Annotated in this window: 26 protein-coding genes and 1 pseudogene; 20 read left to right on the top strand and 7 right to left on the bottom strand. The window is 69.4% G+C overall.

The features are described from left to right. Positions 1 to 146 precede the first annotated feature (146 nt). From FB561_RS00600 to FB561_RS00585, 3 genes and pseudogenes are all read right to left on the bottom strand, one after another. Positions 147 to 1,394, bottom strand: a complete 1,248-nt coding sequence (locus FB561_RS00600; RefSeq protein ID WP_145801878.1) for an MFS transporter — start codon at positions 1,392 to 1,394, stop codon at positions 147 to 149. 9 nt (positions 1,395 to 1,403) lie between these two features. Next, positions 1,404 to 1,622: a DUF397 domain-containing protein gene (locus FB561_RS00595; protein WP_170284544.1), complete on the bottom strand. Its 219-nt coding sequence runs from the start codon at positions 1,620 to 1,622 to the stop codon at positions 1,404 to 1,406. A 28-nt stretch (positions 1,623 to 1,650) separates the two neighbouring features. Continuing rightward, positions 1,651 to 2,520: pseudogene (locus FB561_RS00585) on the bottom strand (helix-turn-helix domain-containing protein). A 72-nt stretch (positions 2,521 to 2,592) separates the two neighbouring features. Here FB561_RS00585 and FB561_RS00580 point away from each other — a divergent pair. Further along, entirely contained in the window at positions 2,593 to 3,348 is a 756-nt protein-coding gene (locus FB561_RS00580) for an alpha/beta fold hydrolase (RefSeq protein WP_170284543.1), read from the top strand. Between the two features lie 330 nt (positions 3,349 to 3,678). On the opposite strand, the gene FB561_RS00575 is transcribed toward FB561_RS00580, so the two are convergent. Next, the gene (locus tag FB561_RS00575) at positions 3,679 to 4,452 is read right to left on the bottom strand and encodes an endonuclease/exonuclease/phosphatase family protein (protein WP_202880510.1); all 774 of its coding nucleotides are present in this window, start codon (positions 4,450 to 4,452) and stop codon (positions 3,679 to 3,681) included. 112 nt (positions 4,453 to 4,564) lie between these two features. Here FB561_RS00575 and FB561_RS00570 point away from each other — a divergent pair, with 112 nt between their 5' ends. Further along, on the top strand, positions 4,565 to 4,969 hold the full coding sequence (locus tag FB561_RS00570) for a Fur family transcriptional regulator (RefSeq protein WP_272952571.1): 405 nt from the start codon (positions 4,565 to 4,567) through the stop codon (positions 4,967 to 4,969). 35 nt (positions 4,970 to 5,004) lie between these two features. Continuing rightward, entirely contained in the window at positions 5,005 to 7,257 is a 2,253-nt protein-coding gene (gene katG, locus FB561_RS00565; RefSeq protein ID WP_145801865.1) for a catalase/peroxidase HPI, read from the top strand. 69 nt (positions 7,258 to 7,326) lie between these two features. Here katG and FB561_RS00560 read toward each other — a convergent pair whose 3' ends face one another. Then, positions 7,327 to 8,226: a hypothetical protein gene (locus FB561_RS00560; RefSeq protein ID WP_145801863.1), complete on the bottom strand. Its 900-nt coding sequence runs from the start codon at positions 8,224 to 8,226 to the stop codon at positions 7,327 to 7,329. 3 nt (positions 8,227 to 8,229) lie between these two features. Here FB561_RS00560 and FB561_RS37670 point away from each other — a divergent pair, with 3 nt between their 5' ends. The 3 genes from FB561_RS37670 (at position 8,230) to FB561_RS00545 (ending at position 10,742) form a co-directional block, all read left to right on the top strand. Further along, positions 8,230 to 8,655, top strand: coding sequence for a hypothetical protein (locus tag FB561_RS37670; protein WP_170284542.1), 426 nt, complete (start codon positions 8,230 to 8,232; stop codon positions 8,653 to 8,655). A gap of 397 nt (positions 8,656 to 9,052) precedes the next feature. Next, entirely contained in the window at positions 9,053 to 9,784 is a 732-nt protein-coding gene (locus FB561_RS00550; protein ID WP_145801858.1) for a hypothetical protein, read from the top strand. Positions 9,785 to 9,851: 67 nt separating this feature from the next. Next, on the top strand, positions 9,852 to 10,742 hold the full coding sequence (locus tag FB561_RS00545) for an NAD-dependent protein deacetylase of SIR2 family (RefSeq protein ID WP_145801856.1): 891 nt from the start codon (positions 9,852 to 9,854) through the stop codon (positions 10,740 to 10,742). On the opposite strand, the gene FB561_RS00540 is transcribed toward FB561_RS00545, so the two are convergent. Continuing rightward, on the bottom strand, positions 10,731 to 11,447 hold the full coding sequence (locus FB561_RS00540) for a pentapeptide repeat-containing protein (RefSeq protein ID WP_145801854.1): 717 nt from the start codon (positions 11,445 to 11,447) through the stop codon (positions 10,731 to 10,733). The genes FB561_RS00545 and FB561_RS00540 overlap by 12 nt on opposite strands. Before the next feature lie 54 nt (positions 11,448 to 11,501). Beyond that, positions 11,502 to 12,350, bottom strand: a complete 849-nt coding sequence (locus FB561_RS00535; RefSeq protein WP_145801852.1) for an ROK family protein — start codon at positions 12,348 to 12,350, stop codon at positions 11,502 to 11,504. Between the two features lie 188 nt (positions 12,351 to 12,538). On the opposite strand from FB561_RS00535, the gene FB561_RS00530 reads away from it, so the two are divergent. From FB561_RS00530 to FB561_RS00465, 14 genes are all read left to right on the top strand, one after another. Next, the gene (locus tag FB561_RS00530; protein ID WP_145801831.1) at positions 12,539 to 13,186 is read left to right on the top strand and encodes a hypothetical protein; all 648 of its coding nucleotides are present in this window, start codon (positions 12,539 to 12,541) and stop codon (positions 13,184 to 13,186) included. Positions 13,187 to 13,245: 59 nt separating this feature from the next. Then, positions 13,246 to 13,980 (top strand): YcnI family copper-binding membrane protein, encoded by a 735-nt coding sequence (locus FB561_RS00525; RefSeq protein WP_145801807.1) that lies wholly within the window; start codon positions 13,246 to 13,248, stop codon positions 13,978 to 13,980. Between the two features lie 2 nt (positions 13,981 to 13,982). Further along, complete coding sequence (locus FB561_RS00520; RefSeq protein WP_238334587.1) at positions 13,983 to 14,495, top strand: copper resistance CopC family protein; 513 nt, start codon at positions 13,983 to 13,985, stop codon at positions 14,493 to 14,495. After that, positions 14,492 to 15,475: a CopD family protein gene (locus FB561_RS00515; protein WP_145801798.1), complete on the top strand. Its 984-nt coding sequence runs from the start codon at positions 14,492 to 14,494 to the stop codon at positions 15,473 to 15,475. The genes FB561_RS00520 and FB561_RS00515 overlap by 4 nt, the downstream gene beginning before the upstream one ends. A gap of 60 nt (positions 15,476 to 15,535) precedes the next feature. Next, a complete protein-coding gene (locus tag FB561_RS00510; protein WP_145801790.1) occupies positions 15,536 to 16,018 on the top strand; it encodes a MarR family winged helix-turn-helix transcriptional regulator in 483 nt (160 codons plus the stop codon). A 93-nt stretch (positions 16,019 to 16,111) separates the two neighbouring features. Continuing rightward, the gene (locus FB561_RS00505) at positions 16,112 to 16,681 is read left to right on the top strand and encodes an NADPH-dependent FMN reductase (protein WP_145801781.1); all 570 of its coding nucleotides are present in this window, start codon (positions 16,112 to 16,114) and stop codon (positions 16,679 to 16,681) included. A 207-nt stretch (positions 16,682 to 16,888) separates the two neighbouring features. Further along, a complete protein-coding gene (locus tag FB561_RS00500; protein WP_145801772.1) occupies positions 16,889 to 18,436 on the top strand; it encodes an ABC transporter substrate-binding protein in 1,548 nt (515 codons plus the stop codon). After that, entirely contained in the window at positions 18,437 to 19,375 is a 939-nt protein-coding gene (locus tag FB561_RS00495; RefSeq protein ID WP_145801763.1) for an ABC transporter permease, read from the top strand. Continuing rightward, a complete protein-coding gene (locus FB561_RS00490) occupies positions 19,372 to 20,187 on the top strand; it encodes an ABC transporter permease (protein WP_145801754.1) in 816 nt (271 codons plus the stop codon). The genes FB561_RS00495 and FB561_RS00490 overlap by 4 nt, the downstream gene beginning before the upstream one ends. Further along, the gene (locus tag FB561_RS00485; protein WP_145801744.1) at positions 20,184 to 21,773 is read left to right on the top strand and encodes an ABC transporter ATP-binding protein; all 1,590 of its coding nucleotides are present in this window, start codon (positions 20,184 to 20,186) and stop codon (positions 21,771 to 21,773) included. The genes FB561_RS00490 and FB561_RS00485 overlap by 4 nt, the downstream gene beginning before the upstream one ends. Further along, positions 21,770 to 22,846 (top strand): pyridoxal-phosphate dependent enzyme, encoded by a 1,077-nt coding sequence (locus FB561_RS00480; protein ID WP_202880508.1) that lies wholly within the window; start codon positions 21,770 to 21,772, stop codon positions 22,844 to 22,846. Before FB561_RS00485 ends, FB561_RS00480 begins: the two co-directional genes overlap by 4 nt. Positions 22,847 to 22,855: 9 nt before the next feature. Beyond that, a complete protein-coding gene (locus FB561_RS00475; protein ID WP_238334586.1) occupies positions 22,856 to 23,614 on the top strand; it encodes a phytanoyl-CoA dioxygenase family protein in 759 nt (252 codons plus the stop codon). Next, positions 23,611 to 24,432, top strand: a complete 822-nt coding sequence (locus FB561_RS00470; protein ID WP_145801728.1) for a Rossmann-like domain-containing protein — start codon at positions 23,611 to 23,613, stop codon at positions 24,430 to 24,432. The genes FB561_RS00475 and FB561_RS00470 overlap by 4 nt, the downstream gene beginning before the upstream one ends. Next, entirely contained in the window at positions 24,429 to 25,676 is a 1,248-nt protein-coding gene (locus FB561_RS00465) for an MFS transporter (RefSeq protein WP_238334585.1), read from the top strand. Before FB561_RS00470 ends, FB561_RS00465 begins: the two co-directional genes overlap by 4 nt. The last annotated feature ends 85 nt before the right edge of the window (positions 25,677 to 25,761 follow it).

The raw sequence follows: 25,761 nt of genomic DNA, 5'->3' as shown, positions 1-25,761 counted from the left end.
CCCACATGGTTCGGTCAGCTCCCTGGGGACTCGGGCCGCTTCGCATGAGGGCGAAAGACGAAGTCCGAGTGAATGAGACTGCATAGTCGTATGGCATCGAGTATGCAGTTTCATTCAGTGAGGCGCAAGTGACTGTGCGGCGTCCGCTACTTCGTCGCGGATGAGCGCCGCAACACGGTGCGGCTTGCGACCACAAGGCAGATCGCCATCAGGCCGCCGGCCGTCCAGAAGCACGCGTCGATGCCCCACTTGCTCGCCACGATGCCGCCGAAGAGGGCGCCAAGCGGTCCGGCCCCATTGCCCAGCGTGCGGAAGGTGGTGACGACGCGGCCGAGCATGTCGCGTGGCGTGAAGTGCTGTCGAGCGGAGACGACCGAAACAGTCACGACCGAGGAGGCGAAGCCGGCAACGGCCAGCGCTGCGCCAGCGACAACGGCGGATGAGGTCAGCGCCAGCAGTGGCCAGAGCAGCACGCGCACCGACATCGCGATGATGACGGCACGGTGGAAGTCCAGGCGTCGGAGCAGACGTGGCGACAGCGGACCGCCAATGATGCCGCCAATCGCCAATGCGGCGATCAGAAGGCCGTAGTCGCGATCTCGCAAGCCGAGCCCGTCACTGCCGGTGGCGTACAGAACCAGCAGCGCATAGACCATCGTGGTGGTGAAGTTGGCAGCGCCGGTCAGCAGCGCCAGGGTGCGCAGCTGTCGGTGCCGGGCCAGCCAGGTCATGCCGGACCAGATTGCGGATCGGAGCGACTCGCGCGGCGCGGTCACCTCATCGGTCGTCGGTGGTTGCTTGGGGACGGCGCGGAGTAACGCCGCGGAACCGATGAACGAGACGGCATCAGCGACGAAGGGCAGCCAGGGCGCAAGAACGAATGACGCTGATCCAGCGGGTGGCCCGATCAGCGAGGCTCCAGCTGTTTCCGCGGCCGAGACCGAGCCGTTAACGCGATGACGCAGATCGGCATCGTGGTCAGTCAGGTCGGCAACGACCGACTGGGCAGCGGCACCGTGAAAGACCGCGCCTGCCATGACGATGAACGCACCGACCGCCAGTACTGGCACGGAGATCTCATCGACCAGTACAAGAAGCGCGATCAGGGCTACGGTCAGTCCGCGAATCGAATCAGCCGCGATCAGCGTCAGGCGATGCGGCCATCGGTCGACGAGCGCGCCGGCCAATGGTGAGACCACTAGCCAGGGCAGCAGCGCGGCGGCCGAGACGAGGCTGACAGCTAGTGGATCGCGGGTGACGGCGGCAGCCGCGAGAGGGACTGCCGCCGTCCACGCGCCATCACCGATCGATGAGATGGAAGCCGCTGCGATGACTGCGCGCAGCCGTCCCGGGATCGTTGGCCTGCTGCGAACCGGAGCCGTCGCGTCTTCCATCTGCGGTGATTAGAGGTCGAACTCGCCCTTGCGGGCGCCGTCGAGGAAGGCGGCCCACTCCTTCGGGGTGAACATCAGAACCGGGCCCTGCGGGTCGGTCGAGTCGCGCACGGCGGTCCAGCCGGAGGCTTCGGTGGCGACCTCGACACAGGCGTTGTCGTCCGCGCTGACGGTGGCCTTGTGCCAGCTGGTGAAGGCCGACAGTTCGGGGCGGTTGGGAGACATCATGGCAGTGCTCCAATCGGTTGGTATTCGACTACGAAGCGTTGCGTGCAATCACCGTAAGCCAGCCCACCGACTCTTCCGGAGACATGGCTGCACGGAGCATTCGGTCCCACACGACGCCGTACGTCGCGAGGTCCTCGCTGCCGCCGAGCGCCAGGCCGACAGTCGGCGTCTCCACCCGCACCACCGGAGCCTGCGCCGGATCGCGGTACGTCACCCAGACGAAACCGGTCATTGGCTACATCTCCATTGGGGCGTCGTTGAGGATGATTTGCAGCGTGATCCGCTCTGCTTGAGCGCAGAGGGCCAGGTGCTCCAGCTGAGCTCTCCGCAAGTGGCTGTTGCCTTGCGGGACCCAGCGTGCGGCGGCCTCAGTCACCACGACGTGGTACTGCGGACCGTCTTGGTCATCACGGAGCCGAGCGCCGCGCTTCATACGCATGGCCACGGCTTCATCGACATCGGTGCCAGCTGAGAACCGGGCCGACTCGATGACGGCATAGGCGTATTCCGGCGTCTGGAATGGACCCGGCACGAGGAACGGCTGGAAGTGGCGGATGTCGCTGGCCAGCTCATCGAGCTCAAGCAGCTGGCGCTGCCGGTCTTCCAAGCTGCCGCGATGGATGGCCTGCCAGCTGCTGATGTCGGTGACCACGGCTTCCGCCAGCGACATCACCCGCTGACGATCCTCGCTGGTTGCCTCAACCGCGTCGAGCCAGCGTGCGATGACATCCATGGCGGGTCGCGCCGTCACATTGGTCTCGATGCGCGACACCTTGGCCTGCGAGATGCCGACCCGAGCCGCGAGCTGATCACCGCTCAGGCCGGCCAGGCTGCGCAGGCGACGGAGCTCTTGACCGAGCCGGGCACGGCGCTGCGGCGGCGTCACGTCTGCAGCCATATGCCCTCCTCACGCCAGATCGCCCTATGCAGTCTCATGCATCGTAGCGGCACCTGCACTACGATCGAACACATGGCAGCTACCTACTTCGATGTTGGCGGTTACCGACTGGCAGCAGAGATTACTGGTGAAGGTGCGCCGACCGTGGTCTTCAGCTCCGGATCCGGCGACGCCGGGGAACCGTGGGCAGCCACCATCGCGGCGCTGGACAGCTCTGTGCGTGTGCTGACCTACGCTCGAGCGGGCATCGGCGCGAGTGGCGCGCTGCCGGATCCGACGCCGCGGTCGTTTGAAGACGCGGCAGACGAGCTGCGTCGGCTGCTTCAGGCGGCCGAGATCCCGGCGCCATATGTGCTGGTCGGTCACTCGATCGGGGCCGTGGTCGCCCAGATCTTTGCGGCTCGCTGGACGGCGGAGCTCGCTGGGTTGGTGCTGGTCGACCCGAGCGATGTCCAGCTGTGGTTGGACATCGAGACGCCGAAGCTCGTCATTCCAGACGGTGACCGCGATGACGGCGCATCGTTCGATGTGAAGCTCGGTGCCGAGGAGGCCGCAGAAAGCCGGCGGCACCTTGAGGTACCGGGCGTCGTCATCACCAGTCGCGTCGGCCGGTGGCTGAACTCCAAGACGCCCCACCTTTGGAAGCCGTTCAGCCTGGGAGAGCTCGATGCGAGATGGCAGCGCAACCATCGCGAGCTCGCAGACCATTTGGGCGTTGAGCGCAAGGTTGCGAGCGTGGGCGGGCACTACGTTCAGGTCGATGAGCCGGCACTCGTCGCGGGAGCGATTGACAACACAGTTCGACTGGCTCTCGCGGCTGAACGCTAGGCTTGTTTCATTCAGGGCGTACTGCGGCGGGTGAAGGAGTATCCGAATCCAGGCTTCGCGGTGGAGCAGGCTATTCCCATCGAGATCGAAAGGGCTGACCGCCGACTGGTCGACGCCGGCTCCATCCGTCGACTGATCACGACGTGATGACATCCCAGGGACCGGACTGCGCGATTCATCAGCCGAACTTCATTCCTCGCCTCACCACGCCGGCGAAGTTGTTTGCTGCAGGCATCTGGATTGCCGTTCTGACCGGATCTGCATGAGATGTCTTGTTGAGCACCACCCAGTGCTGGCGACCGACCCTGGCGTCCCCTACTTGCTCTGGGGTCAGGGGATTCCGAGGCGAGCCAGCAGTCCGATGTGGTCCGACACATAGCCCGTACCGCTCGTCATCCTCCGCCTGTCGGTGAACAACAGGTCGGTTTCCTCCACTCCGAGTCCTTCGGTCGCCAGGATGAAGTCGATGCAGTGGGGCGTGCTTCCCGGCGGGAGGAACTCTTGGTGAAACGTAGGTGGGCACTCGCCGTTGAATGCATCGCGCAGCCCTGTCCGCCGCCAGAGATCGCCATGCAGGGTGCTGGATCGCGCAGTGTTGAAGTCGCCGCACACCACAGTCGGCGAGTTGTCAGCCGCAACCACCCGGGCGAGCGCATCGAACTGCTCGCTCTGTACATGACGAAACCGATTCCCCTCCGACCAGTCCCCGTCCGTGTTGGCCACCGGGTGGACGTTGACCACGCGGACCCCGCTGTCGGCCAGCCGAACGGACAGCATCCCGCTGCGCAGTGCATTGACCCGAGCCCGCACAGGCAACCGTGACCCACGCCTCGGCTGCGGAAGGCGCGCGTACTCCGATCCCGCCAAGTGCAGCCGCGACAGTATGACCAGTCCACCCGCAGGACCGAGCGCCGAGCGTCGATAGGCCACGTGCGGAAAGGGCCGCCTCAGGTGCGCCAGTTGGCGGTATGTGAAGACCTCTTGCAGGCACACCATATCGATGTCGCCGGCCCCTAATTCCGTCGCGATCTTGGTGCAGCGCTCGGCTATGCGGGTGCCCTTCAGCGGTAGGCCTCGGGTGTTGAGGGTCACGATGGTGGTCATTGTGCGGGGCATCGTACCGACGTCCGAAGTACTGGTCGTGTCACGTAATCTTGACTCGTTCCAGAAAAGCGGGCAGACTCCGGGGGTGCCCACGAGTGCGGAGTTGGAGTCGGTGCTGCGGGGGGCGGGTCTGCGGGTGACTCGGCCTCGGTTGGCTGTTCTGGGGGCTGTGCATGCTCATGCTCATGCCGACACGGATTCGCTGATCGGTGCTGTGCGCAACGAACTTCCCGACGTGTCGCATCAGGCCGTCTACGACTCGTTGAACACTTTGACCTCGGCGGGGCTGGTCCGGCGGATCCAGCCGTTGGGGTCTGTCGCGCGGTACGAGTCGCGGGTGGGGGACAACCATCACCATGCCGTCTGCCGGTCCTGCGGTGCCATCGAGGACGTCGACTGTGCCGTCGGGCATGCGCCGTGCTTGACCGGGGCGGACGACCACGGGTTCGTGATCGACGAGGCCGAGGTCATCTACTGGGGTCTGTGCCCCGCCTGCTCCGCTGCTCCAAGTTCCTGATCTTCAGCCATGCCGAAATTCCCGGAAGGACATCGATGTCTGACGACAATCACCAGCCCCTCCCTGCCGACGCGAACGCCGAGAGCAGGGGTGAATCGAACGACGCGAGCCAGGGTGGTTGCCCGGTCGCGCACGGAGCCGCGACGCACCCGACCCGGGGCAGTGCCAACCGGCGTTGGTGGCCGAACCAGCTCAACCTGAAGATCCTCGCGAAGAACCCGGCCGTGGCGAACCCGCTCGGCGCGGAGTTCGACTATGCCGCCGCGTTCGGCACCCTGGACCTGGCCGCGGTGAAGGCCGACATCGCCGAGGTGCTGACCACGTCGCAGGACTGGTGGCCGGCCGACTTCGGACACTACGGGCCGTTCATGATCCGGATGGCCTGGCACAGCGCCGGGACGTACCGGATCCACGACGGCCGTGGCGGCGCCGGGGCCGGGCAGCAGCGGTTCGCGCCGCTGAACAGCTGGCCGGACAACGGCAACCTGGACAAGGCCCGCCGGCTGCTCTGGCCGGTCAAGAAGAAGTACGGCCAGAACCTGTCCTGGGCCGACCTGCTGATCCTCACCGGCAACGTGGCGCTGGAGTCGATGGGCTTCAAGACCTTCGGGTTCGCCGGCGGTCGCGAGGACGTCTGGGAGCCGGACGAGGACGTGTACTGGGGCCCGGAGACCACCTGGCTCGGCGACGAGCGGTACTCCGGCGACCGTGAGCTGGAGAACCCGCTGGCCGCGGTCCAGATGGGGCTCATCTACGTGAACCCGGAAGGCCCGAACGGGAACCCGGACCCGCTGGCCGCGGCCCGCGACATCCGTGAGACGTTCGGCCGGATGGCGATGAACGACGAGGAGACCGTCGCCCTGATCGCCGGTGGCCACACCTTCGGCAAGACCCACGGTGCCGCGGACCCGGAGCAGTACGTCGGGGCCGAGCCCGAGGGCGCCGGGATCGAGGAGCAGGGCCTGGGCTGGAAGAACACGTACAACACCGGCAAGGGCCCGGACACCATCACCAGCGGGCTCGAGGTCATCTGGACCACGAAGCCGACGCAGTGGAGCAACGACTTCTTCGAGATCCTGTTCGGCCACGAGTGGGAGCTGAGCAAGTCCCCGGCCGGTGCGCACCAGTGGGTCGCCAAGGACGCCGAGGAGATCATCCCGGACGCCTACGACGCGGCGAAGAAGCACAAGCCGACGATGCTGACGACCGACCTGGCGTTGCGGATCGACCCGATCTACGAGCAGATCTCGCGGCGCTTCCTGGAGAACCCGGACCAGTTCGCGGACGCCTTCGCCCGCGCCTGGTTCAAGCTGACCCACCGGGACATGGGCCCGATCGTCCGGTACCTCGGCCCCGAGGTCCCGAGCGAGACGCTGATCTGGCAGGACCCGCTGCCGGCCGTCACCCACGAGCTGGTCGGCGCGGACGACGTCACCGCCCTCAAGGCGCAGATCGCCGCGTCGGGCCTGTCGGTCGCGCAGCTGGTGTCGACCGCGTGGGCGTCGGCGTCGACGTTCCGCGGCGGTGACAAGCGGGGTGGCGCGAACGGTGCCCGGATCCGCTTCGAGCCGCAGAGTGGCTGGGAGGTCAACAACCCCGACGAGTTGGCGACCGTCCTGCGCACGCTCGAAGGGATCCAGCAGGAGTTCAACGCGGCGCAGAGCGGCGGCAAGCAGATCTCGCTGGCCGACCTGATCGTGCTCGCGGGCTCGGCGGGCGTCGAGGCGGCGGCCAAGAACGCCGGTCACGACGTCGAGGTCCCGTTCACCCCGGGCCGCGCGGACGCGACCCTGGAGCAGACGGACGTCGACTCGTTCGCCGCGCTCGAGCCGATCGCGGACGGGTTCCGCAACTACGTCGGCAAGGGCAACCGGCTGCCGGCCGAGTTCCTGCTGATCGACCGGGCGAACCTGCTCACCCTGAGCGCGCCGGAACTGACCGTCCTGGTCGGCGGCCTGCGCGTCCTCGGGGCGAACTACGACAAGTCCCAGCTCGGCGTCCTCACCGAGAACCCGGGCACGCTGACGAACGACTTCTTCGTCAACCTGCTCGACCTCGGCATCGAGTGGAAGCCGAACAACGGTGACTCCGAGACCTTCGACGGCGTCGACTCCACCGGCGCGGTGAAGTGGACGGGCACCCGGTCCGACCTGGTCTTCGGTTCGAACTCCGAGCTGCGCGCCCTCGCCGAGGTCTACGCCAGCGACGACGCCAAGGACAAGTTCGTCACCGACTTCGTCACCGCCTGGGTCAAGGTGATGGAGCTGGACCGCTTCGACCTGCGCTGATCTACCCCGCATCACCAGACCGGCCCCGGCGACTCCGCCGGGGCCGGTCTGTCCTTCCCCCGGGTCGGGTCAGCGGGACGAAGGCGCGAGGTCGACCCGGACCCGGCTCGGGTCGTCCAGCAGGACGATCACGGTGGCGCCGTTGGTGCGCGTCCAGCCCACCGGCAGGAGGAACCAGCGGTCGTTGGAGTAGACCAGCGGCCGCAGACCGTTGTAGCGGTAGCGATAGGCACTGTCCTCGCCGTCCAGCTTCTTGAGGCCGATCCCGCGCCCGGGCAGGAGGTGCAGATCGCGTTCGCTGTAGACGACGGCCTGAGGCTGGAGCCGCAGTGACAGTTCGGCCAGCCTGGCGTTGGCCGTGCCGCGATCCTGCGCGATGTTGGTGACCGCCCAGAACGTCGCGATGAAGACCATCGCCGCGATCAGCCCGCGGCGCAGGTAGATCCCCGCGACGGCGAGGGACTTGATCGCCGGCGCCGGCCGGCCGTAGGTACTGAGGACCCACAGGCCGTACTCGAACAACAGCCCGGAAGCGGCCAGCGAGAGCGGCGACCATAGCCCCCGCGGTATGCCGTACAGACCGGCCAGACCGACGCCCAAGGTGACGAGGCTGAGGCCGATGAGCCCGTACCCGAGCCCGCGCCCCCACCCGTGATCGCGATCGCCGAGGACGTACTTGAGCAGGTGGTGCGCACCGAAGGCGACCGCCAGGACCAGGAGGAACGTCGCGGCCGGCTTGAAGAAGGTGTCCGCCGACCGCGCGACGTACGTGGTGGTGGAGAAGTCCAGGGCGCTCAGGCTGACCCCGAAGTACGAGTAGTACGCCCGCGCGCTGACCAGGCCGAAGTAGTAGAGGACACCGGTCAGCAAGGTCGTCGGCGCGACGAAGGCGAACACCTCGAGCGCCGCGTCCCACCGGTGTCCGCGTCCGCTCGCCGACTCGGTTCCGGTGTCGCCCGCGGCGGTCATGAGGTGCTGGGCGGTTCCGGCTCGGGTGATGGCTGCTCGCTCGGCGAGGGCGGTTCGTCGGTACTTGTCGAGGGCGAGGTCGGCTCCGAGGTGGGGGGTGAGGTCGGTTCTGTCGAGGTGGTGCCGTTGGTCGTGGTGGGCGGCAACGGCGGGGCGACCCTGGGCGAGAACACGACGACGTCGCAGATCTGCGACTCTTCGCCGCTGCAGACCGGACTGTTCGGAGCGATCTTCGAGAAGACCCGCTGGTCCTTGGCGATCAGCCCGACCCAGAGGCAGGTACTCGAGCAGTTCCGGGGAGCTACGGGCGGCTCGTCCCTGGTGGCATCCTCGACGACGGCAGCGCAGTCCTCGCTGTTGCCCGGGATTCCGCCCGACCGGGAGCACTTCCTGAGGATCTCCCGCGCCTGTTCGTCGCTGATGGCGTAGGCCGCGACGTCCGTGACCCGTTCCGCTTCTCCCGAGACGGTCACGCTGCTGATCGGTTCCGTACTGCTGGGCGGGGCCTGGTCGCCGCGGTTCTCGACGGTGTCGTTGCATCCCGCCACCAGCAGCACCGCGGCCAGCGCCACCGCGCCCATCCATCTGCTAGCCATTTCGCTCGCCCCTGATTCGACCATGCGTCCGGTGATCACAGAGCGCAAGACCACTGCGGCGTTCGTGTCAGGAACTCCCCTACCTGCACGGTCTTTTCGTCAGCGATGTACGGCGATGCGCGGCCGTCAGTGTTGTTGTTAGGTCAAGGGAGGGCGGGGGTTTGCGAGGTTGAGCGGAAGCTGTGCCAGGGTTGGGGTGTGAGGCGGGGGCTCGGGTGGAGGTGAGGGCCGTGCGGGTGCAGGTTGCCGCTGGGTTGTTCGTGCTGGCTTTCGCGATGGCGGGGGTGGCGGCAGGGCATCAGGAAGGTGGCCGGGCCGAGGCGCAGGGCGTCCGGTGCGAGCTGAAGCTGGAAGGCGCGTCGCCCGATCAGCGGCAGACCGACGGGGAAGAGCCGCCACTGGTGATGACGACCGAGCCCGACGGCAAGGTCAAGGGGTACCTGTACTCGCCGGCCGCGTTCTTCGTCGCCAAACAGCAGTGCACGGGTGACGTACCGGCCGGGGTGCTCTGGCAGAGCTGGCAGGGGAACCAGCACCTTGACGGCGTGCAGTTCACCGAATCGGCGGCCAGGGTGCACGTGTACGACGGGGATCCGCTCGGAGCGCGTACGTGGAAGGGTCCGGCCGGGGCCGAAGGGGTCACCTTCGAGGACCTGCCCGTGGACATCCGGTACGGCACCGACATCCAGCAGACCGCGCTCGCCGAACCGCAGAGCGACGGCTCCGCCAAGGTCCGGTACATGGCGCTCAAGTACTCGCCGGACGCGAAGGCGATGATCCCGTACGCCGGGGCCGGGGTGACCGTGCTCAAGCAGTGCGACGGCGGCGACAGTACGGCTCGCGCGACAGCCAACGGGACGGGCGAGTTCAACGTCGCGGTCGAGGCGGGCTGCGCGCTCCGTGGTGCCGTCGACGACAGCCCGGATTCCTGGGGACTCCCGGTACCGCTGACCGTCGAGTGAGCGCCGCTCTCCCGGCCGGCGGCGCAATCGGGGTGCGGGTGGGCCGGTCGGATGGGAGAGTCGGGGCGTGGAGATCGCCTGCGACGAGTCCGGCTACGAGGGGGAGAAGCTGGTCGGCGGCGTCACCCGCCTGTTCGCGCACGCGAGTGTCCGGTTGTCCGAGGACGACGCGGCGGCGTGTATCGCGGAGCTGCGCCGGCTGATCCGGTCGCCGGCGACGGAGTACAAGGCGAACGTCGTGATGCGGTCCAAGAATCGGCAGGCGATGCTGTGGTTGCTCGGTCCGGACGGTCCGTTGACGGGCCGGTCCGAGCTGCACCTGATCGACAAGACCCGCTTCCTGATCGACACGGTGGCGGACGTGGTGTTTCCGGAAGTCGACAAGGCGGTCGTCGACGCGCGGTTTGTCGACAATCCGGCGCTGCTGGAGGCGGCCAACGACGTGCTGCGGTCGCGGGCCGACGGCGATGTGGAGACGGTGTTCCTCGACGCGCTGGGGGATCGGGAGCTCGCTGACGTGGGACGAGAGCGGGTGAAGGAGTTCCGGGCCCGCCAGCCCGAGCTGCTGCCGGTCCTCGATCCGTTGTGGCCGGCGATCCTGCATGCGGCGGAGTACTGGGGCGCCGTGGCGGGTGTCGACGTGGAGATTGTCCACGATCGGCAGACCGCGTTGTCGGACGAGCGCATCGTCGAGCTGCAGCGGCTGGCCAACGCCCGGAAGGCCGGCGCCCGGAAGGCCGGTGGCGGGTCGGCTGGTGATGGTTCCGCGGGCGGTGGGTTGGCAGGAGTGACGTTGCAGGGTGCGTTCGACGTGTTGCGGATTCAGATGGCGGACTTCCTCGCCGGGATCGCCACCCGGATCACGTCCCAACGGCTGCAGGGCAACGACGATCCCGAGGTGGTCGAGCTGCTCCGGCCGTACGTCAGCTCGCCGACGGGACTCGCCCTACTCGCCTGATCCGAACTCCGCCGGATCGCCGAGCGTGATGTCCAGTGCGCTCGCCATCGCCAGCGTCACGGCAAGGGTGTCGATCGGGGAGGAGTTCGCGATCGTCGCGCCGCCGAGACTCGCGATCCCGCGCGCGCCCTCCCAGGTGCAGTCGACGAAGACCGCACCCTTCGCGGTGACCTGGGAGAACTCGGCCGAGGTGAGATCGCAGCGACGGAACACCGTGCCGCTGAGATCGGCCGAGACGAAGTCCGCGCTCTGCAACCGGCAGTCGGTGAACTCGGTCCGGACGAACTTCGCGAACCGGAACGAGCTGAAGTCGAGCACCGAGTCCCGGACGGTCACGTGCTGCAGAGTGATCCCCGGACCGGCGAACCCGGTCAGCCGGGACGACGCCACCTGGACCCGGGTCGCGGCCGCGTCCGACCAGCGCGCGTTCGCCAGATCGCAGTGCTCCAGCACCAGGTCGACCAGGATCGCCTTGTCCAGTTCGGATCCGGCGAGCTTGCACCGCGTCAACCGGCACCCGCTGAGCTCGACGTGCTCGGCGACCAGGTCACTCAGGTCCAGGTCCTCGAACGCGAGATCGAGCAACCGGTCCTCGTCGTTGATCTCGTCCGGCGTGAACACCACCTGCTCCAGCTCGGCACGCAACCGGGGCGCCGCGATCTTCACAGCCGGCTTCCGTGACCCGGTGGATTTCCGCTCAGACATGGCCCTCACCGTAACCACCCCCACCGACACAGCCGATCAGGGCCCAAGGACAGCTCAGTCCCGCACGAACCGAGCCGCCGCACCGATCAACGCGGAATGCTCCGTGTCGTCCGTCGCCGTCACGTCGAACGCGAACACGTCCTCCACCAGGTCGAACGCCCCCGAGATCGCCCCACCGAGTACGACGCGCGTCACCCCGAACCGCTCCAGCCAAGGCGTCAACGCATCCGCCAGCACCGTGAACGCATCCACGAGGACCTCCCGGGCGACCGTGGATCCCGATCGAGCGGCGTCCGCGATCTCCTTCACCCCGATCCCGTCCTGCTCGCCGACGCGCTCGACGTACGCGGCGAGGATGGCGCGGCCCGAGATCCAGTCCTCCAGCGGCCGATCGCGGTACTCCGTCCGGTACAGCTCGCCGCCTGGCGGGACTGTGTCGCCGGTCCGGACCACGCGCCCGTCGGCGAGGAAGGCCGTCCCGACTCCGGTGCCGATCGTGACGCCGACACAGCGATCGGCGCCGCGGAGCTCGCCGGCCGTCCACTCACCGATGCTGAACGCCTCGGCGTCGTTGACGAACAGGATCCGCTCCAGCTTCAGCAGCTCGCGCAGACTCGCCCCGAGATCGTGCCCGTACAACGAGTCGAACTTCTCCACTCCGCGGTACCAGGCGACGCCGCTCTCGTAGTCGAAGGGCCCCGGGAGCGCGAGGACGAGCCCACTCTTCAGTGGAAGTTGCTCAGCGGCTCGGCCGAGTTGCGCCACGATCCGCTCCGCCGTCGTCCGGGAGTCCAGCTTCGCCCGCTCGACCAGCTCGACCCGCCAGCCGGCCGGATCCACCACCGCCGCCGTCACGTGGCTGCCGCCGACCTCCAGCACCGCCACGCCAGAACCGTTGCCCATGTCCCTCATCATCCACGATCCACCCACCGGGCAACGACAAGGACAGAAGCACCGGTACGCCTCGGGGGTGGTTCGGGGCCGAGTACGGGAACTCCAGGGTGGTCCTCGGACGTAGGTGCTGTGGAACGATGGTTCGGCAGCACGCCAAGGGGGTGTGCCGCTGCCCGGATGACGAAGGTGACCAGGTCTTGCGTGCCGACACCACAGCGACTTCCGTGGTCGCGACGGTCAGTGTCGCGGTCGCGGTGCTCGGTCACGCGCTCGCCGGGGGACCGGTGGCCTGGTCGGTCGTCCCCCAGCTGATCGCGCTCGCCGGAGTGTGCTGGCTGCTCGGTGACCTGCTCGCCGATCGGCGCGAGTGGGCGGTGATCGTCCTGGCCGGGATCCAGCTCTACGTCCACCTGGCGCTCACCGCAACGGCCCACCCAGCGCCGGCCCCGATGCCGACCCCGATGCCGGCCTCGATGCCGGCCGGGCACAGCCACCACCACGACCCGTCCCACGTGATGCCGCACGGGATGCCACTGCCCGCGGCACCACCCGAGCCGACCCTGCACGACGGGGTGAGCGGCGCGTTGACGATGACCTCCGCGCACCTCCTGGTCCTGCTGGCCGGGGTCGTGCTCATCGACCGCGCACACCGCTGGGCCCGCCGGATCGTACGGATCCTGGCCCGCCTGGTTCCGCAGCTCCCGGCGCCGGTGCTGCAGCTTGTCGTGGTCGCCCGCGAGCCGAGCGTCGTCCCGGCGGCGCCGCGGTTGGTCCGCCGCTGGCTGACGTCGAACGTCTCACGGCGCGGGCCCCCCGGAGTACGGGCTGTGCCTGTTCTTTCCTGACCGGTCGCCGCGAGTCCGCGGGGCCGGATCGTTCCCGTGTGTCCGCGAAAGGCTCACCCATGTCACGAAAGCTCGTACTACGCGTTGCCGCGATCGCCGCGGCGTCCGCGCTCGTCCTGGTCGGCGCGGCGAACTCCGCCTCGGCCCATGTCACCGTGTCGTCGCCCGACGCCAAGCCCGGCGGCTACGCCAAGCTGGTGTTCCGGGTCCCGACCGAGTCCGACACCGCCAGTACCACCAAGCTCGTCGTCTCGCTGCCGAAGGACCACCCGTTCGCCCATGTCGGGGCGCAGGTGAAGGACGGCTGGAAGGTGGTCAAGACGACCGAGAAGCTGCCCGCGCCGGTGAAGGTCGGCGACGTCACGTTGTCGCAGGCCATCACGACGGTCACCTGGACCGCCGAGGCGGGCGGCGTCCCGGCGGACGACTTCGACGAGTTCGCGCTGTCGGTCGGCCGGCTGCCCGAGGGCGTGGACTCGCTCAGCTTCCCGGCCGAGCAGACCTACAGCGACGGCGAGGTGGTGAAGTGGTCGCAGCTCGCCGCCGACGGCAGCGAACCCGAGCACCCGGCTCCGACGCTCAAGCTGGCCGCGGCCTCGGCCACTCCGGTCGCCGCCAGCACCGACTCCGCCGCCGACGGCGGAGCTGACACCACGGCAAGGCTGCTCGGCGGCGCCGGTCTGCTGCTCGGCCTGCTCGGTCTCGCCCTCGCCCTCCGCCGCCCCAAGCCAACGGCGGCAGCCACCCCGGCTGCCCCGGGCCGCGCGGACGGGCCCGCAGGGGAGAAGCTGTAGTCGTGCGTCGGCTGATTGCTGTTCTGGTGGCGTCGCTGCTCGCCCTGGTGGCTTCCACCGGGGTGGCGGCGGCGCACGCCAAGCTGGAGTCGATCACGCCCGCGAACGGGTCGACGACGGCGGCGCCGCCGACCGAGGTGGTGATGACCTTCAACGAGCCGGTCGGGAGTACCGGCGCCCAGGTGCAGGTGAAGTCGCCGACCGGGACGAACGTCGCGACCGGTGACCTCGAGGTCATCGACAACACGGTGACCCAGCCGGTCGGCGCGATGGTCGAGGCCGGCAAGTACACCGTCGACGCGCGGATCACCTCGGCCGACGGCCACCCGATCACCGTTTCGGCCAGCTTCACCGTCACCCACGCCGGACACGCGCCGACGCAGCCGACGACCGGGGGACCGCCGCCGGCCGAGGAGGGCTCGAACACGGTCAAGATCGTCGCCGCGGTCCTGGTCATGCTGGTCGTGGTCGCGCTGGCCGTGGTCATCGTCCGGCGCCGCCCGGCCTCCCCATGAGGAAGGACCTCACCGCCGGAGTAGTTGCCGCAGGCACCGGAGTGCTGGTGGTCGCGCTGCTCGCCGCGGGCGGTGCGCCGCAGCCGTTGCCGGCTGGTCTCACCGGAGCCGGCCAACCCGTCTCCTGGGCGGTGCCGGTGCTTCGTCTGCTGGCCGACCTGGCCGCGATCGCCTGTGGCGGCGCTGTCCTCGCAGCGGCGGTGCTCCTGCCCGCGGATGAGTCAGGAAAGCTTGCGGGCAAGGGGATTCGGGCCTGCCAGGACGCTGCGGTCGCGGCGGCGGTCTGGGCGGTCGCGAGTATCGGCGGGCTCGTCGGTACCGCGGCCGTGATCCTCGGCGTACCGCTCGCGCATCTGCTCGACCACGCCGAACTCGCAGGCGGTGTCGTCCAAGTCCGCGCGCTCGCCCTGACCGTCGTCCTGACGGCCGTACTCGCGGTCGTGGTGAGCGGTGCCCGGACAGTACGGAGCGCGCGGATCTGTCTCGTCCTGGTCGCGGCGGCCCTGGTACCGACGTTGCTGACCGGGCACGGTGCGCTCGCGCGGACCGGGCTCTGGTCGGTACTGGCGACCTCGTCGCTGGTGGTGCACGTGTTCGCGGCGACGGTCTGGATCGGGGGACTGGCCGCGCTCATCCGGTACACCCGGGACCGCGGCGCCGTCGAACGGTTCAGCCGGCTCGCCCTGGTCTGCGCGATCGCGGTCGGCGTGACCGGGCTGGTCACGGCCGAGGTCCACCTCGGCGGCCGCGAGGACGGCTGGGGCCTGATCACGCAGTGGGTGACCACGGGGTACGGCGCGTTGGTGTTCGGCAAGGCGGTCGCGTTCGCCGCGCTCGTCGGGATCGGCTGGTGGCACCGGCGGTCCACGCTACCCGCGTTGGTCGACCGGCCGGTCGCGTTCTGGCGGCTCGCCGCGGCCGAACTCCTGCTGATGGCCGCTACCGTCGGCCTGGCCGTCGCGTTGTCGAGGACTCCGTGACCGCGGTGACCCCTCGCAGCGATCGGTGATCCGTCAACAGCCGGCTCGTATCATGGGGCGATGACGCAGACGCGGTGGCTCGATGCGCGCGAGGCGCATCTGTGGCAGTCGTACCGTGACACCTACACCGAGCTTGTCGGCGCGCTCGAGACCCGGCTCGCCGAGAACTCCGGGCTGTCGGGCGCCGACTACGCGTTGCTGCACCCGCTGTCGTCCTCCGAGCACGGCATCCTGCGGACCCGCGATCTCGGCCGGTCCATCGGCTGGGAGCGCAGCCGGTTGTCGCACCAGGTGAGCCGGATGGAACGCCGCGGCCTGGTGGTCCGCGAGGAGTGCGAGTCCGACGCCCGCGGGTCGATGGTCCGCATCACCGAGGCCGGCCGGCAGGCGATCGAGGCGGCCGCGCCCGATCACGTCGACGCGGTCCGGACGTACCTGTTCGACAAGCTCTCCCGGGCCGAGCAGGACACCCTCACCGACCTGCTCGACCGGGTCCTGACCGGTCTGCCGTCCCGCGAACCCGACGCCGCCGCGGACTGCTGATCCACCCTTGGGTTGACATGTCATCCCGGTTTGCTATTTTTGGTGATGCGTCACCAAATCGGATGGCGCTCACCCCTCCCGAAGGACCTGACCATGCCCAAGATCGCGATCATCCTCGGCAGCACCCGCCCGGGCCGCAACGGCGAAGCCGTCGCCCGCTGGGTACTGGACATCGCGAAGCAGCGCGGTGACGCCGAGTTCGAGCTCGTCGACATCGCCGAGTACCGGCTGCCCCACCTGGACGAGGCGATCCCGCCCTCGATGGGCCAGTACAGCCAGCCGCACACCAAGGCGTGGGCGGAGAAGATCGCCTCCTTCGACGGCTTCGTCTTCGTCACCCCGGAGTACAACCACTCCACCTCGGGGGCGCTGAAGAACGCCATCGACTTCCTCTTCGCCGAGTGGAACAACAAGGCCGCCGGGTTCGTCAGCTACGGCTCGGTCGGCGGCGCCCGCGCGGTCGAGCACCTGCGCCTGGTGATGGGCGAGCTGAAGGTCGCCGACGTCCGCGCCCAGGTCGCGCTGTCGCTGGCCACCGACTTCAAGAACTACAGCGAGTTCGCGCCGGCCGAATACCACGTGGCCGGGGTGGAGACCATGCTCGACCAGGTCATCGAGTGGAGCGACGCCCTCGCCGCTCTCCGCGCCAAAACTGCCGCCTGACCTCTACGGCCTGCTGGGAGCCGTCACTGGTAGTACTCGGTGGTACTGAGTGGTGACACGCCGTTACGCGCGGCGGTCACGCGAGCGGGACAGAAGAATGATTCTCGTCCGTTCAGATGCGCCTGAATTTGACAACGATTTTCATTAACGGCAGGATTCGAGCCGGCGGGGAACTCGCCGGATCCCATCGCACCGTGAGGAAACCGCATGTCGGAAGCACTGAACAGACGAGGGTTCCTGGGCCTCGCCGGCGGTCTCGCCGGTGGCCTGGGTCTCGCCGCGGTCACCGGCTGCGGCGGCTCCGCGGGGGACCCGGCCGCGCGGCCCCAGCAGGGCGGGCGATTCCGCGCCGTGTACGCGGGCGGCGGGACCAAGGAAGTGCTCGACCCGCACGTGCAGAGCCTGTTCGTCGACATCGCCCGGCACAAGGCGATGTACGAGAAGCTGGTCGAGCTCGGGCCGGACCTCAAGCCGGTGCCGCGGCTCGCGGAGAAGTGGGAGCCGGACGCGCAGGCCGCCACCTGGCGGTTCACGCTGCGGGACGCGACCTTCCACGACGGCCGCAAGCTGACCGCCGAGGACGTGCTCTACAGCCTGTCCCGGGTGGCCGACCCGACCGCGCCCGAGCGAGTTGCCCAGTCCTCGCTCGCGGCGCTCGACCTCCGCCGGTGCCGCGCCGTCGATCCGCGCACCGTCGAGCTGACCCTGACCGCGCCGAACGCGGAGTTCCCCGCGCTGCTGGCCGGGATCGGGACCCAGATCGTCCGGGCCGGGTTCAAGGACCCGTCCAAGCCGGTCGGGACCGGCCCGTTCAGCTTCGTCTCGTTCGAGGCCGGCCGCTCGATGGTCGCCCGCCGGTTCGACGAGTACTGGGACGGCGCGGCCCGGATCGAGGAGCTGCACGTCCTCTCGGCCGAGGCGGAGGCCCGCGCGAACGCGGTGCAGGGCGGCCAGGCCGAGTACGCGAACGACATGACCGCGACCTTCGCCCGGACCGCGGAGGCCGGCCGGTCGGTGCGGATCGTGGCCGCGAAGGGCTCGACCCTGCACGCGTTCGTGATGAAGGTGGACCGGCCGCCGTTCGACAACCCGGACGTGCGGATGGCGTTCAAGCTGCTCGCGGACCGGCAGCGGCTGGTCGACGTGGTGCTGGCCGGTCGGGGTGAGGTGGCGAACGACCTGTTCGGCAAGGGGTACCAGTACTACCCGGCCGATCTGCCGCAGCGCGAGCGTGACGTCGAGCGGGCGAAGTCCCTGCTGACCAAGGCGGGCGCGCTGAACAAGGAGTTCGAGATCTTCACCGCGGACGCGTCCGCCGGGTTCGTCGAGGCGGCGACCTTGTTCGCCGAGCAGGTCGCCGAGGCGGGGGTGAAGCTCAAGGTGACCACCGGCAGCGCGCAGACGTACGCGAAGGATCTGCTGACCCAGGGCACGCTGGGCAGTCACCGGTCCGGCGCGATGCCGATCCCGCAGTACTTCACCGACCGGCTGCTGTCGAAGTCGCCGTTCAACGTGACGCACTGGAAGCGGCCCGAGTTCGACGCCGGGTTCGCCGCGGCGCAGGTGCTGACCGACGAGGACGCGCGCGCCGCGAAGTACGGCGAGCTGCAGCGGACCCTGCGGGACGAGGGCGGCATCCTGGCCTGGGGGCACCCGGACTTCCTGGTCGCGGTCGGGCCGAAGGTGCAGGGCGTCGAGGCGGTGCCGCCGAACACGCTCGACTCGGGCCGGTTCGACAAGGTGTGGCTGGCCTGAATGCGGTCCTATGCGGCCCAGCGGGCTGCCCTGGCCGTGGTCCAGCTCGCCGTGTTGTCGGTCCTGGTCTTCGTCCTCACCTCGCTGCTGCCGGGCGATGCCGCTGACCAGCGGTTCGTGGAGACGCTGACCCCCGACCAGGTCGAGCGGATGCGGGAGCAGCTCGGCCTGGACCGGCCCGCGATCGAACGGTTCACCGACTGGTTCGGCAACGTCCTGTCGGGTGACCTGGGCACGTCCTTGATCAGCGGCGGCCCCGTGCTCGACATCGTCCGGGCCTCACTCGGCGCGACCCTGGTCCTCACCCTCGCCACCCTCGCCGTCGTGGTCCCGCTGGCCGTTGCCCTGGGCATCGTGATGGGGACCCGGGAGAACGGCCGGCTGGACCGGGCGATCACCTCGGTCACACTGGCGCTGAGCGCGATCCCGGACTTCGTCGTCGCGGTCGTCCTGGTCGCGGTGTTCTCGCTGCAGCTCGGCTGGCTGCCCGCGACCTGGATCGGCGGGGACCTGCTGGCCAGTCCGGTCCTGCTGGTCCTGCCGGTCGCGGTGCTTTTCGGCCGGACCGTGTGCCTGCTCTCCCGTCAGGTTCGAGCCGGCACCATCACCGCGTTGAACGCGGAGTACGTCGTCCAAGCCCGGCGCCTCGGCGTACCGCGTCGTCGCCTCCTCCTCCGGCACGTGCTGCCGAACGCCGCCGTACCGGGTGTCCAGGAGCTGGCGCGGACGGGGGACACGTTGCTCGGCGGGGTGCTCGTGGTCGAGGCGATCTTCGCGATTCCGGGGTTCGCCACCGCGCTGATCGATGGCGTGGAGACGCGGGACGTACCGGTCGTGCAGGGGTTGACGTTGGTGCTGGCCGTGGCCGCGTTGCTGATCAACCTCGGCGCCGACCTGGTCTGCAACCGCCTCGTACCGCGGACGGAGCTGCTCCGATGACCGCCGGACTCAGGGCCCGTACCCCGCTCGCCGTGTCGGCCGCGTTGGTCGCGATCCCCTTGCTGGTCGCGGTTTTCGGCCCTCTGGTACCGCGGAACGCCGCGCCGGGGATGCCGTACGAGCGCGGCCCGGGGTACCCGTTGGGGACGGACGGGCTCGGCCGCGACGTACTCGGGTTGTTGCTCGACGGTGGGCGTACCGCGCTCGGGATGGCCCTGGGCGCCGTGGTCATCGCGTACCTGGTCGGCGGGCTGATCGGGTTGACGGCCGCGTCGACTCGGCACCGGTGGCTCGACGAGGCGCTGATCCGGCCGCTCGACGTGCTGTTGCCGCTGCCGTCGCTGCTGGTGATCAGCGTGGTCGCGGTCGGCTGGCGGGCCTCGTGGTTCGCGATCACGCTGGCCGTTGCCATGGTCAACGTACCCACGGTCGCCCGGCTGGTTCGGGCGGCCGCCTTGGACGCTGCCAGTGGACCGGTCGTCGAGGCGTTGCGGATGCAGCGGGAGAGCTGGGCCGCGATCCACCTCGGGTACGTCGGACGCGCGGTGCTCGGCCCGGTCGCGGCCGACATCGGGACCCGGATCACGCTGGCGGTGTTCCTGGTCGCGTCGGTGAACTTCCTCGGGCTCGGCCTGAGTCCGACCGCACCGGACTGGGCCGTCAGCGTGTCCCGGAACCGCGAGGGACTGCTGCTCCAGCCGTGGGCCGTGGTCGCCCCCGCGGTGATGCTGGTCGCGTTCACGCTGGGCTTCAACCTGCTGGCCGATCGCCTCGTGCACCGTACTCGCCGGCTGGTGGAGGTGGCGGGATGAACGGGGACGCGGTGGTCCGGGTTCGCGGGCTGGCGGCACGGGCGGGGGACACGATCCTCGTCGACGGGGTGGACTTCGAGGTCCGGCCTGGAGAGGTGACCGCGTTGGTGGGTGCGTCCGGATCCGGGAAGACCACGTCGGCGCTCGCGCTGCTCGGCGAACACGGGGACCGGGTGGCGTTGTCGGGCCAGGTGGAGGTCGCCGGGTCCGTCGTTGTCGACGACAACGGTCCGACGGCGCACGCGGCGCCGATGCGGGGGCGCGTGGTCGCGTACATGCCGCAGCATCCGGGCAGTGCGCTCAACCCGGCTCGGCGGATCGGTGCCGGCCTGCGCGAACTCGCGAAGCTGCATCATCCGGGCAGCGATGTCGTACCCGAGGCGCTGCGGGCCGCGCAGGTGCCGGCCGACCGAGCGACCTTGCGCCGGTTCCCGCACCAGTTCTCCGGTGGCCAACGGCAACGGATCGCGCTGGCGCAGGCACTGACCTGCCGGCCGCGGGTCCTGGTGCTCGACGAGCCGAGTACGGGGCTGGACTCGATCACCCGGCTCCAGCTGGTCACCGAACTGCGTGAGCTGGCCGGTGCGGGGCTGGCGATCCTGTTGCTCAGTCACGATCTCGACCTGGTCCGTGCGCTCGCCCGGTCCGTCGTGGTCCTCGACGCCGGCCGGGTGGCGGAGTCCGGCGGGATCGAGGTCCTGCCGGCGGCGGCCGCCCGGATCGCGGGTCCGGGAACTCCGGCTCGGACCGAGCCGTTGCTTAAGGCAATGAACGTGTCGGCGTCGCTGCGTCCGCGCGGCCGTGATCCGATCCTGCGCGAGGTGGACCTCGACGTCTCACCGGGGACCTGCGTGGGCGTGGTCGGCCGCTCCGGCAGCGGGAAGACGACGCTCGCGCGGTGCCTGGCCGGGTTGCACGAGCGCTTCACCGGCGAGCTCACGCTGGACGGTACGCCGTTGCCCGTGCTGCGGAAGCGTTCGCTCGAGCAGAACCGCCGCGTCCAGTACGTCTGGCAGGAGGTCCGTGGCTCGTTCGACGAGCGGCGCCCCGTGGCCGACCAGGTCGCGCGGACCGCCTCGCGTCTCCGCGGTGTCTCGCCTGCCAAGGCGCGGGCCGAGGCGGTCGCCGTACTCGCTCGACTGGGTGTCGCCGAGGCGATCGCGTCACGGCCCCCGAGTCGGCTGTCCGGAGGCGAGTTGCAGCGCGCTGCTCTGGCTCGCGCGTTGCTCGCGCAGCCGGACGTACTCGTGTGCGACGAGATCACCACGGCCCTCGACGACCGCGGGACCGAGCTGGTGGTCGAGTTGCTGCTCGAACTGAAGGACCAGGGCACCGCGCTGGTCTGGATCGGGCACGACCTCGGCCTGGTCGCCGCTGTGTCCGACCACCTCCTGGTGCTGGACGCCGGCCGCGTGATCGAGCAGGGCCCGCCCGGCGAGGTGATGACCTCGCCGCGGACCGAGCTCGCCCGCCAACTGGTAGCCGCGGCCCGGCTCGGGCGCGACGACGCCGAGATCCCGCCCGATTCCCCTGATTCTCCGCCTGTGCTGACCGGTAGTGCCGACCCGAGGAGCAAGCCGCAGTGACTCTGCAACAGCGACCGGCCCGACTGCACGATCATCTGGCGGAGGCGATCAAGGACCCGGACCCGATCCGGGTCGGCGCGGGGACCGACGACGACCTGATCTGCCTGCGGTTCGAGACGATGAAGGTGTACTCCGCGCTCGGTGCGGTCCGGCACCTGCTGGAGACCGGCGCGGTCCGGCCCGGCGACACGCTGATCGACAGTTCCAGCGGCATCTACGCCCACGCGCTCGCGCTGGCCTGTCACCGGTACGGGATGAAGTGCCACATCGTCGGCTCGACCACCGTGGACCGGACGCTCCGGGTCCAGCTGGAGATCCTCGGCGCGACCGTCGAGCAGGTGCCGTCGTCGAGCAATCTGCAGCTGGACCAGAATCTCCGGGTCCGCCGGATCGGCGAGATCCTCCGCGAGAACCCGACGTACCACTGGATGCGGCAGTACCACGACGACATCCACTACCTCGGGTACGGCGCGGTCGCGGACCTGGTCGACCAGCTGGTACCGACCGGCGCGCTCTGCCTGGTCGGCGGGGTCGGGACCGGGGCGTCGACCGGGGCGATCGCGCAGTACCTGCGGGACCGCGGCCGGGACGTGAACCTGGTCGGGGTGCAGCCGTTCGGCAGCATCACCTTCGGCGCCGCGCACACCCAGGACCCGGAGATGATCATCGCCGGGATCGGCAGCTCGATCGAGTTCCGGAACGTCCGGCACGACCTGTACGACCGGCTGCACTGGGTCTCGTTCGAGTACGCCATGTCGGCGGCCGTCGACCTGCTCCGGACCTCCGGGGTTTTCGCCGGCCTGTCGGCGGGGGCGGCGTACCTGTCGGCGCTGTGGGAGCACAACTGCGACAGCAGCCGCAAGCACGTCTTCCTGGCCGCCGACACCGGGACCCGGTACGTCGAGTCCGCTTTTTCCCGGCATGCCGAGGCGCGGCCGATGGATTCGATGCGGCCGCGCGAGATCGACTCGCTGGAGCAGCTGGCCGTGCCCTGGTCGGCGATGTCCTGGGACCGGCGGACCTCGGTACTGAGTGAGCTGCACGAGTTCCCTTCTGCGACTTCGTCGCATTAACCTAAGATCATGACGGGGTATGCGCTGTTGCCTCAGTTGTTCACGGCAACGGAAGTCGAGCGGTTACGGGACGTCGTCGAACGCGTGCACGCGGAGGTGGTGTCCGCCGCCGAAGCAGGTGAGACCGAGCTGACGGTCTGGCCGGACGGGCACCGGCTGGAGCGGATCGACGGCACCACGATCCACTGGGAGCCGGACGCGCCCGGCAAGGCGGTGCGCTCGTTGTCGCCGGTCGCGCACCTGGCACCGGAGTTCGAGGCGCTGTGGAGCGAGGAGCGGCTGACCCGGCCGATGACGGCGATGCTGGGAGCGGCCGAGGTCGGTCCGTTCGTGGCGAAGCTGAACTTCAAACGGGCCGGGGTCGGGTCCGAGTTCGCCTGGCACCAGGACTTCCCGTACTGGTACTGCTGCGCGGGCGACGCGGCGTACGACATCGCCACAGCGATCGTGATGCTCGACGACAACACGGTCGCGAACGGCGCGCTCACGCTGGTCCCGGGCAGCCAGGCGCGCGGCCCGGCCCGGCGGGATCCCCGCGAACCGACCGGTCTGCTGGTCGATCCACGCACGGTCGACGAGGACGCGGCCGTGACCATCGAGGCTCCGGCCGGATCGGTGCTGATGTTCCCGGGGCTGATGGTGCACCGGTCGGCCCCGAACCGGACGGCGACGGACCGGCGGTCGCTGCTGTACTGCTTCCAGCCCGCCGGCCGTCCCCAGTTGTCCGCCCTGACCTACGACGCCGAAAGGCTGGCCGATCTGCCATGACCGCTTCCGTGGCCACGTTGACCTCCTCCGTCCTCGCCGGTGACCTCGGTCCCGCGCCGTCCACGATGTCCGTGACCAGCGCCTTCTGGTTGCACAACACCACCCGGTTGCCCGGGGCCGAGGTGACGTACCGGAACTACTACGTCCTGCTGCGGGTCGGCGAGGTGTTCGGGGCGTGCTCCTTCGAGGCCGGCGAGCTGGATCCTTCGTTCTGCGCCGAGGCGTCCGGTGTCCCGCTCGACGCCTTGATCTCGGCGGCGCCCTTGCCGGTACGGATCGCCGCCCTGGACGCCTACCTGGCCGCGGTCGAGCCGCACCACATCGCCGCCGGGGCCGAGGAGGTCGTCCTGCCGCCCGGTACGCCCGATGTGCGCGCCCGGGCCCGGGACGCCGCGGTGGCCGGGTTGCTCGACGTCCAGGAGGGCTCGAAGGTCGCCTTGATCGGCGTGGTGAACCCGTTGGTCGACGCGATCACATCACGAGGCGGTATCTGTCTGCCCTGCGATTTCAACCTGAGCGAGACGGCGTCCGGGCTGCCGGTTTCCCGCGACATGACGGAGGTAATCGACGCCGCCGATGCGGTGGTGGCGACTGGAATGACGTTGTCCAACGGGAGTTTCGACGTCCTCGTTGACCGTTGCCGTGAGCAAGAGAAGCCGCTCGCGGTCTATGCTCAGACCGGAAGCGCCGTGATCCGGTCCTTCCTCGGTTCCGGTGTCACCGCCTTGTCCGCGGAGCCTTTCCCCTTCTCCCAGTTCAGCTCCCGCCCGACGAGCCTGTACCGCTACCACTGCCAGGACGGAGTCACCCGCACGTGAGCACCGACAGCCGGACCCCTGCTGTGTCCGTACCACCCGATGTCCCGCCCCGGGAGGAGGTGCCGGGCGATCTGCGGATGGCCCGGCGGCTGTGGCCGTTCCTGCTGGCGTCGACGATCAGCCTGATCCCGTTCACGGTGTTCGGGATGTACCTGGTGCCGATCGCCGAAGCCGCGAACGGCACGGTGGCCGAGATCGGCGGGCTGCGGGGGCTCGGCGGACTCGCGGCACTGGTGGTCGGGTTCGCGCTGGCGCCGTTGATCGACCGGCTTCCGCGCGAGCTGGTCGCGGCCGGTGGGTTGTTGCTGCTCGGGGTGTCGGCGGCTTTGGGTGCTGTCGGCAACGTCTTCGCGCTGGCCGCGTTCTGCCTGCTGATCGGTGCGTCGACGTCGATCCTCGGCCCGTCGATCGGTGCCGCGGCGGCTGACCGTTTCGCCTCGCCGGCAGCGGCTGGACGGGCGGCGACCCTGGTCTCCGCGACCACGTCGATGATGGCGATGCTGGCCGCGCCCGTGCTCGCCGTCCCGGGGTTGTTGTGGGGCTGGCGGGGGAATCTGCTGGCCGCTGCCGCGATCTCGGTGCTGTTGTCGCTCGCGTTCTTCTGGCGGGGGCGTGGGCGGAAGGCGCCGGCGCGGTCCGGTGGTCAGCGGGTGAGCTACCTCGCGACGTACCGGGAGCTGGCGCGGATTCCGGGTGCGGTCCCGTTGCTCGTGGTGGCGATGCTGCGGACGGCCGCGTTCATGGGGTACCTGGCGTACCTGGCGGCGTTCTACGACGAGCAGTTCGAGCTGGCGCCGGGGTGGTTCGCGCTGGTGTGGTCGTTGAGCGGCGCGTCCTTCTTCGTGGGGAACCTGTTCGCCGGTCGGTACCTGGCCCTCGACCGGAACTGGCTGGGCCCGGAGAAGCTGCTGGTGCTGGGGTTGTCGGCGGCGTTGGTGAGCGTCGTGGCGTTCTACTTCTCACCGACCTTGCCGACGACGCTGGTCCTGACGGCGCTGATGGGCGTGAGCCACGCGACCGTCGCGGCCTGCGTGACGACGCTGCTGGTCCGCCGGAGTGGGGATCTGCGGGGTTCGGCGTTGAGCGTGAACGCTTCGGGGATGTCCCTGGGCGTCTTCCTCGGAGCAGCGCTCGGTGGGGTCGGCCTGGGGTTCGCGGGCTACCCGGGGACGGCGCTCGCCTTCGGCACGATCACGCTGATCGCGTTAGTCTTCGCCACCCAGGTACGCCGCCCAACCAGCTAGCTTTCGCCCCGGCTCGGCCGGTCTCCGCGGACCAACCTCGAACACCAACTCGGGACCTGGCACAGGGAATTACCTGTCCCAGGTC

Origin of the sequence: Kribbella amoyensis (genome assembly GCF_007828865.1) — a bacterium.
In the GTDB taxonomy this organism is placed as follows: domain Bacteria; phylum Actinomycetota; class Actinomycetes; order Propionibacteriales; family Kribbellaceae; genus Kribbella; species Kribbella amoyensis.
This window is presented reverse-complemented; position numbering and strand designations above follow the sequence as displayed.

Bases quoted from the DNA above. Each gene is read 5' to 3' on its own strand.
- FB561_RS00595 (WP_170284544.1), bottom strand. From the start codon at position 1,622: ATGATGTCTCCCAACCGCCCCGAACTGTCGGCCTTCACCAGCTGGCAC.
- FB561_RS00540 (WP_145801854.1), bottom strand. From the start codon at position 11,447: ATGTCTGAGCGGAAATCCACCGGGTCACGGAAGCCGGCTGTGAAGATC.
- FB561_RS00525 (WP_145801807.1), top strand. From the start codon at position 13,246: ATGTCACGAAAGCTCGTACTACGCGTTGCCGCGATCGCCGCGGCGTCC.
- FB561_RS00475 (WP_238334586.1), top strand. From the start codon at position 22,856: ATGACGGGGTATGCGCTGTTGCCTCAGTTGTTCACGGCAACGGAAGTC.
- FB561_RS00560 (WP_145801863.1), bottom strand. From the start codon at position 8,226: ATGACCGCCGCGGGCGACACCGGAACCGAGTCGGCGAGCGGACGCGGA.
- FB561_RS00500 (WP_145801772.1), top strand. From the start codon at position 16,889: ATGTCGGAAGCACTGAACAGACGAGGGTTCCTGGGCCTCGCCGGCGGT.
- FB561_RS00485 (WP_145801744.1), top strand. From the start codon at position 20,184: ATGAACGGGGACGCGGTGGTCCGGGTTCGCGGGCTGGCGGCACGGGCG.
- katG (WP_145801865.1), top strand. From the start codon at position 5,005: ATGTCTGACGACAATCACCAGCCCCTCCCTGCCGACGCGAACGCCGAG.
- FB561_RS00515 (WP_145801798.1), top strand. From the start codon at position 14,492: ATGAGGAAGGACCTCACCGCCGGAGTAGTTGCCGCAGGCACCGGAGTG.
- FB561_RS00505 (WP_145801781.1), top strand. From the start codon at position 16,112: ATGCCCAAGATCGCGATCATCCTCGGCAGCACCCGCCCGGGCCGCAAC.
- FB561_RS00470 (WP_145801728.1), top strand. From the start codon at position 23,611: ATGACCGCTTCCGTGGCCACGTTGACCTCCTCCGTCCTCGCCGGTGAC.
- FB561_RS00490 (WP_145801754.1), top strand. From the start codon at position 19,372: ATGACCGCCGGACTCAGGGCCCGTACCCCGCTCGCCGTGTCGGCCGCG.
- FB561_RS00580 (WP_170284543.1), top strand. From the start codon at position 2,593: ATGGCAGCTACCTACTTCGATGTTGGCGGTTACCGACTGGCAGCAGAG.
- FB561_RS00535 (WP_145801852.1), bottom strand. From the start codon at position 12,350: ATGGGCAACGGTTCTGGCGTGGCGGTGCTGGAGGTCGGCGGCAGCCAC.
- FB561_RS00495 (WP_145801763.1), top strand. From the start codon at position 18,437: ATGCGGTCCTATGCGGCCCAGCGGGCTGCCCTGGCCGTGGTCCAGCTC.
- FB561_RS00510 (WP_145801790.1), top strand. From the start codon at position 15,536: ATGACGCAGACGCGGTGGCTCGATGCGCGCGAGGCGCATCTGTGGCAG.
- FB561_RS00575 (WP_202880510.1), bottom strand. From the start codon at position 4,452: ATGACCACCATCGTGACCCTCAACACCCGAGGCCTACCGCTGAAGGGC.
- FB561_RS00600 (WP_145801878.1), bottom strand. From the start codon at position 1,394: ATGGAAGACGCGACGGCTCCGGTTCGCAGCAGGCCAACGATCCCGGGA.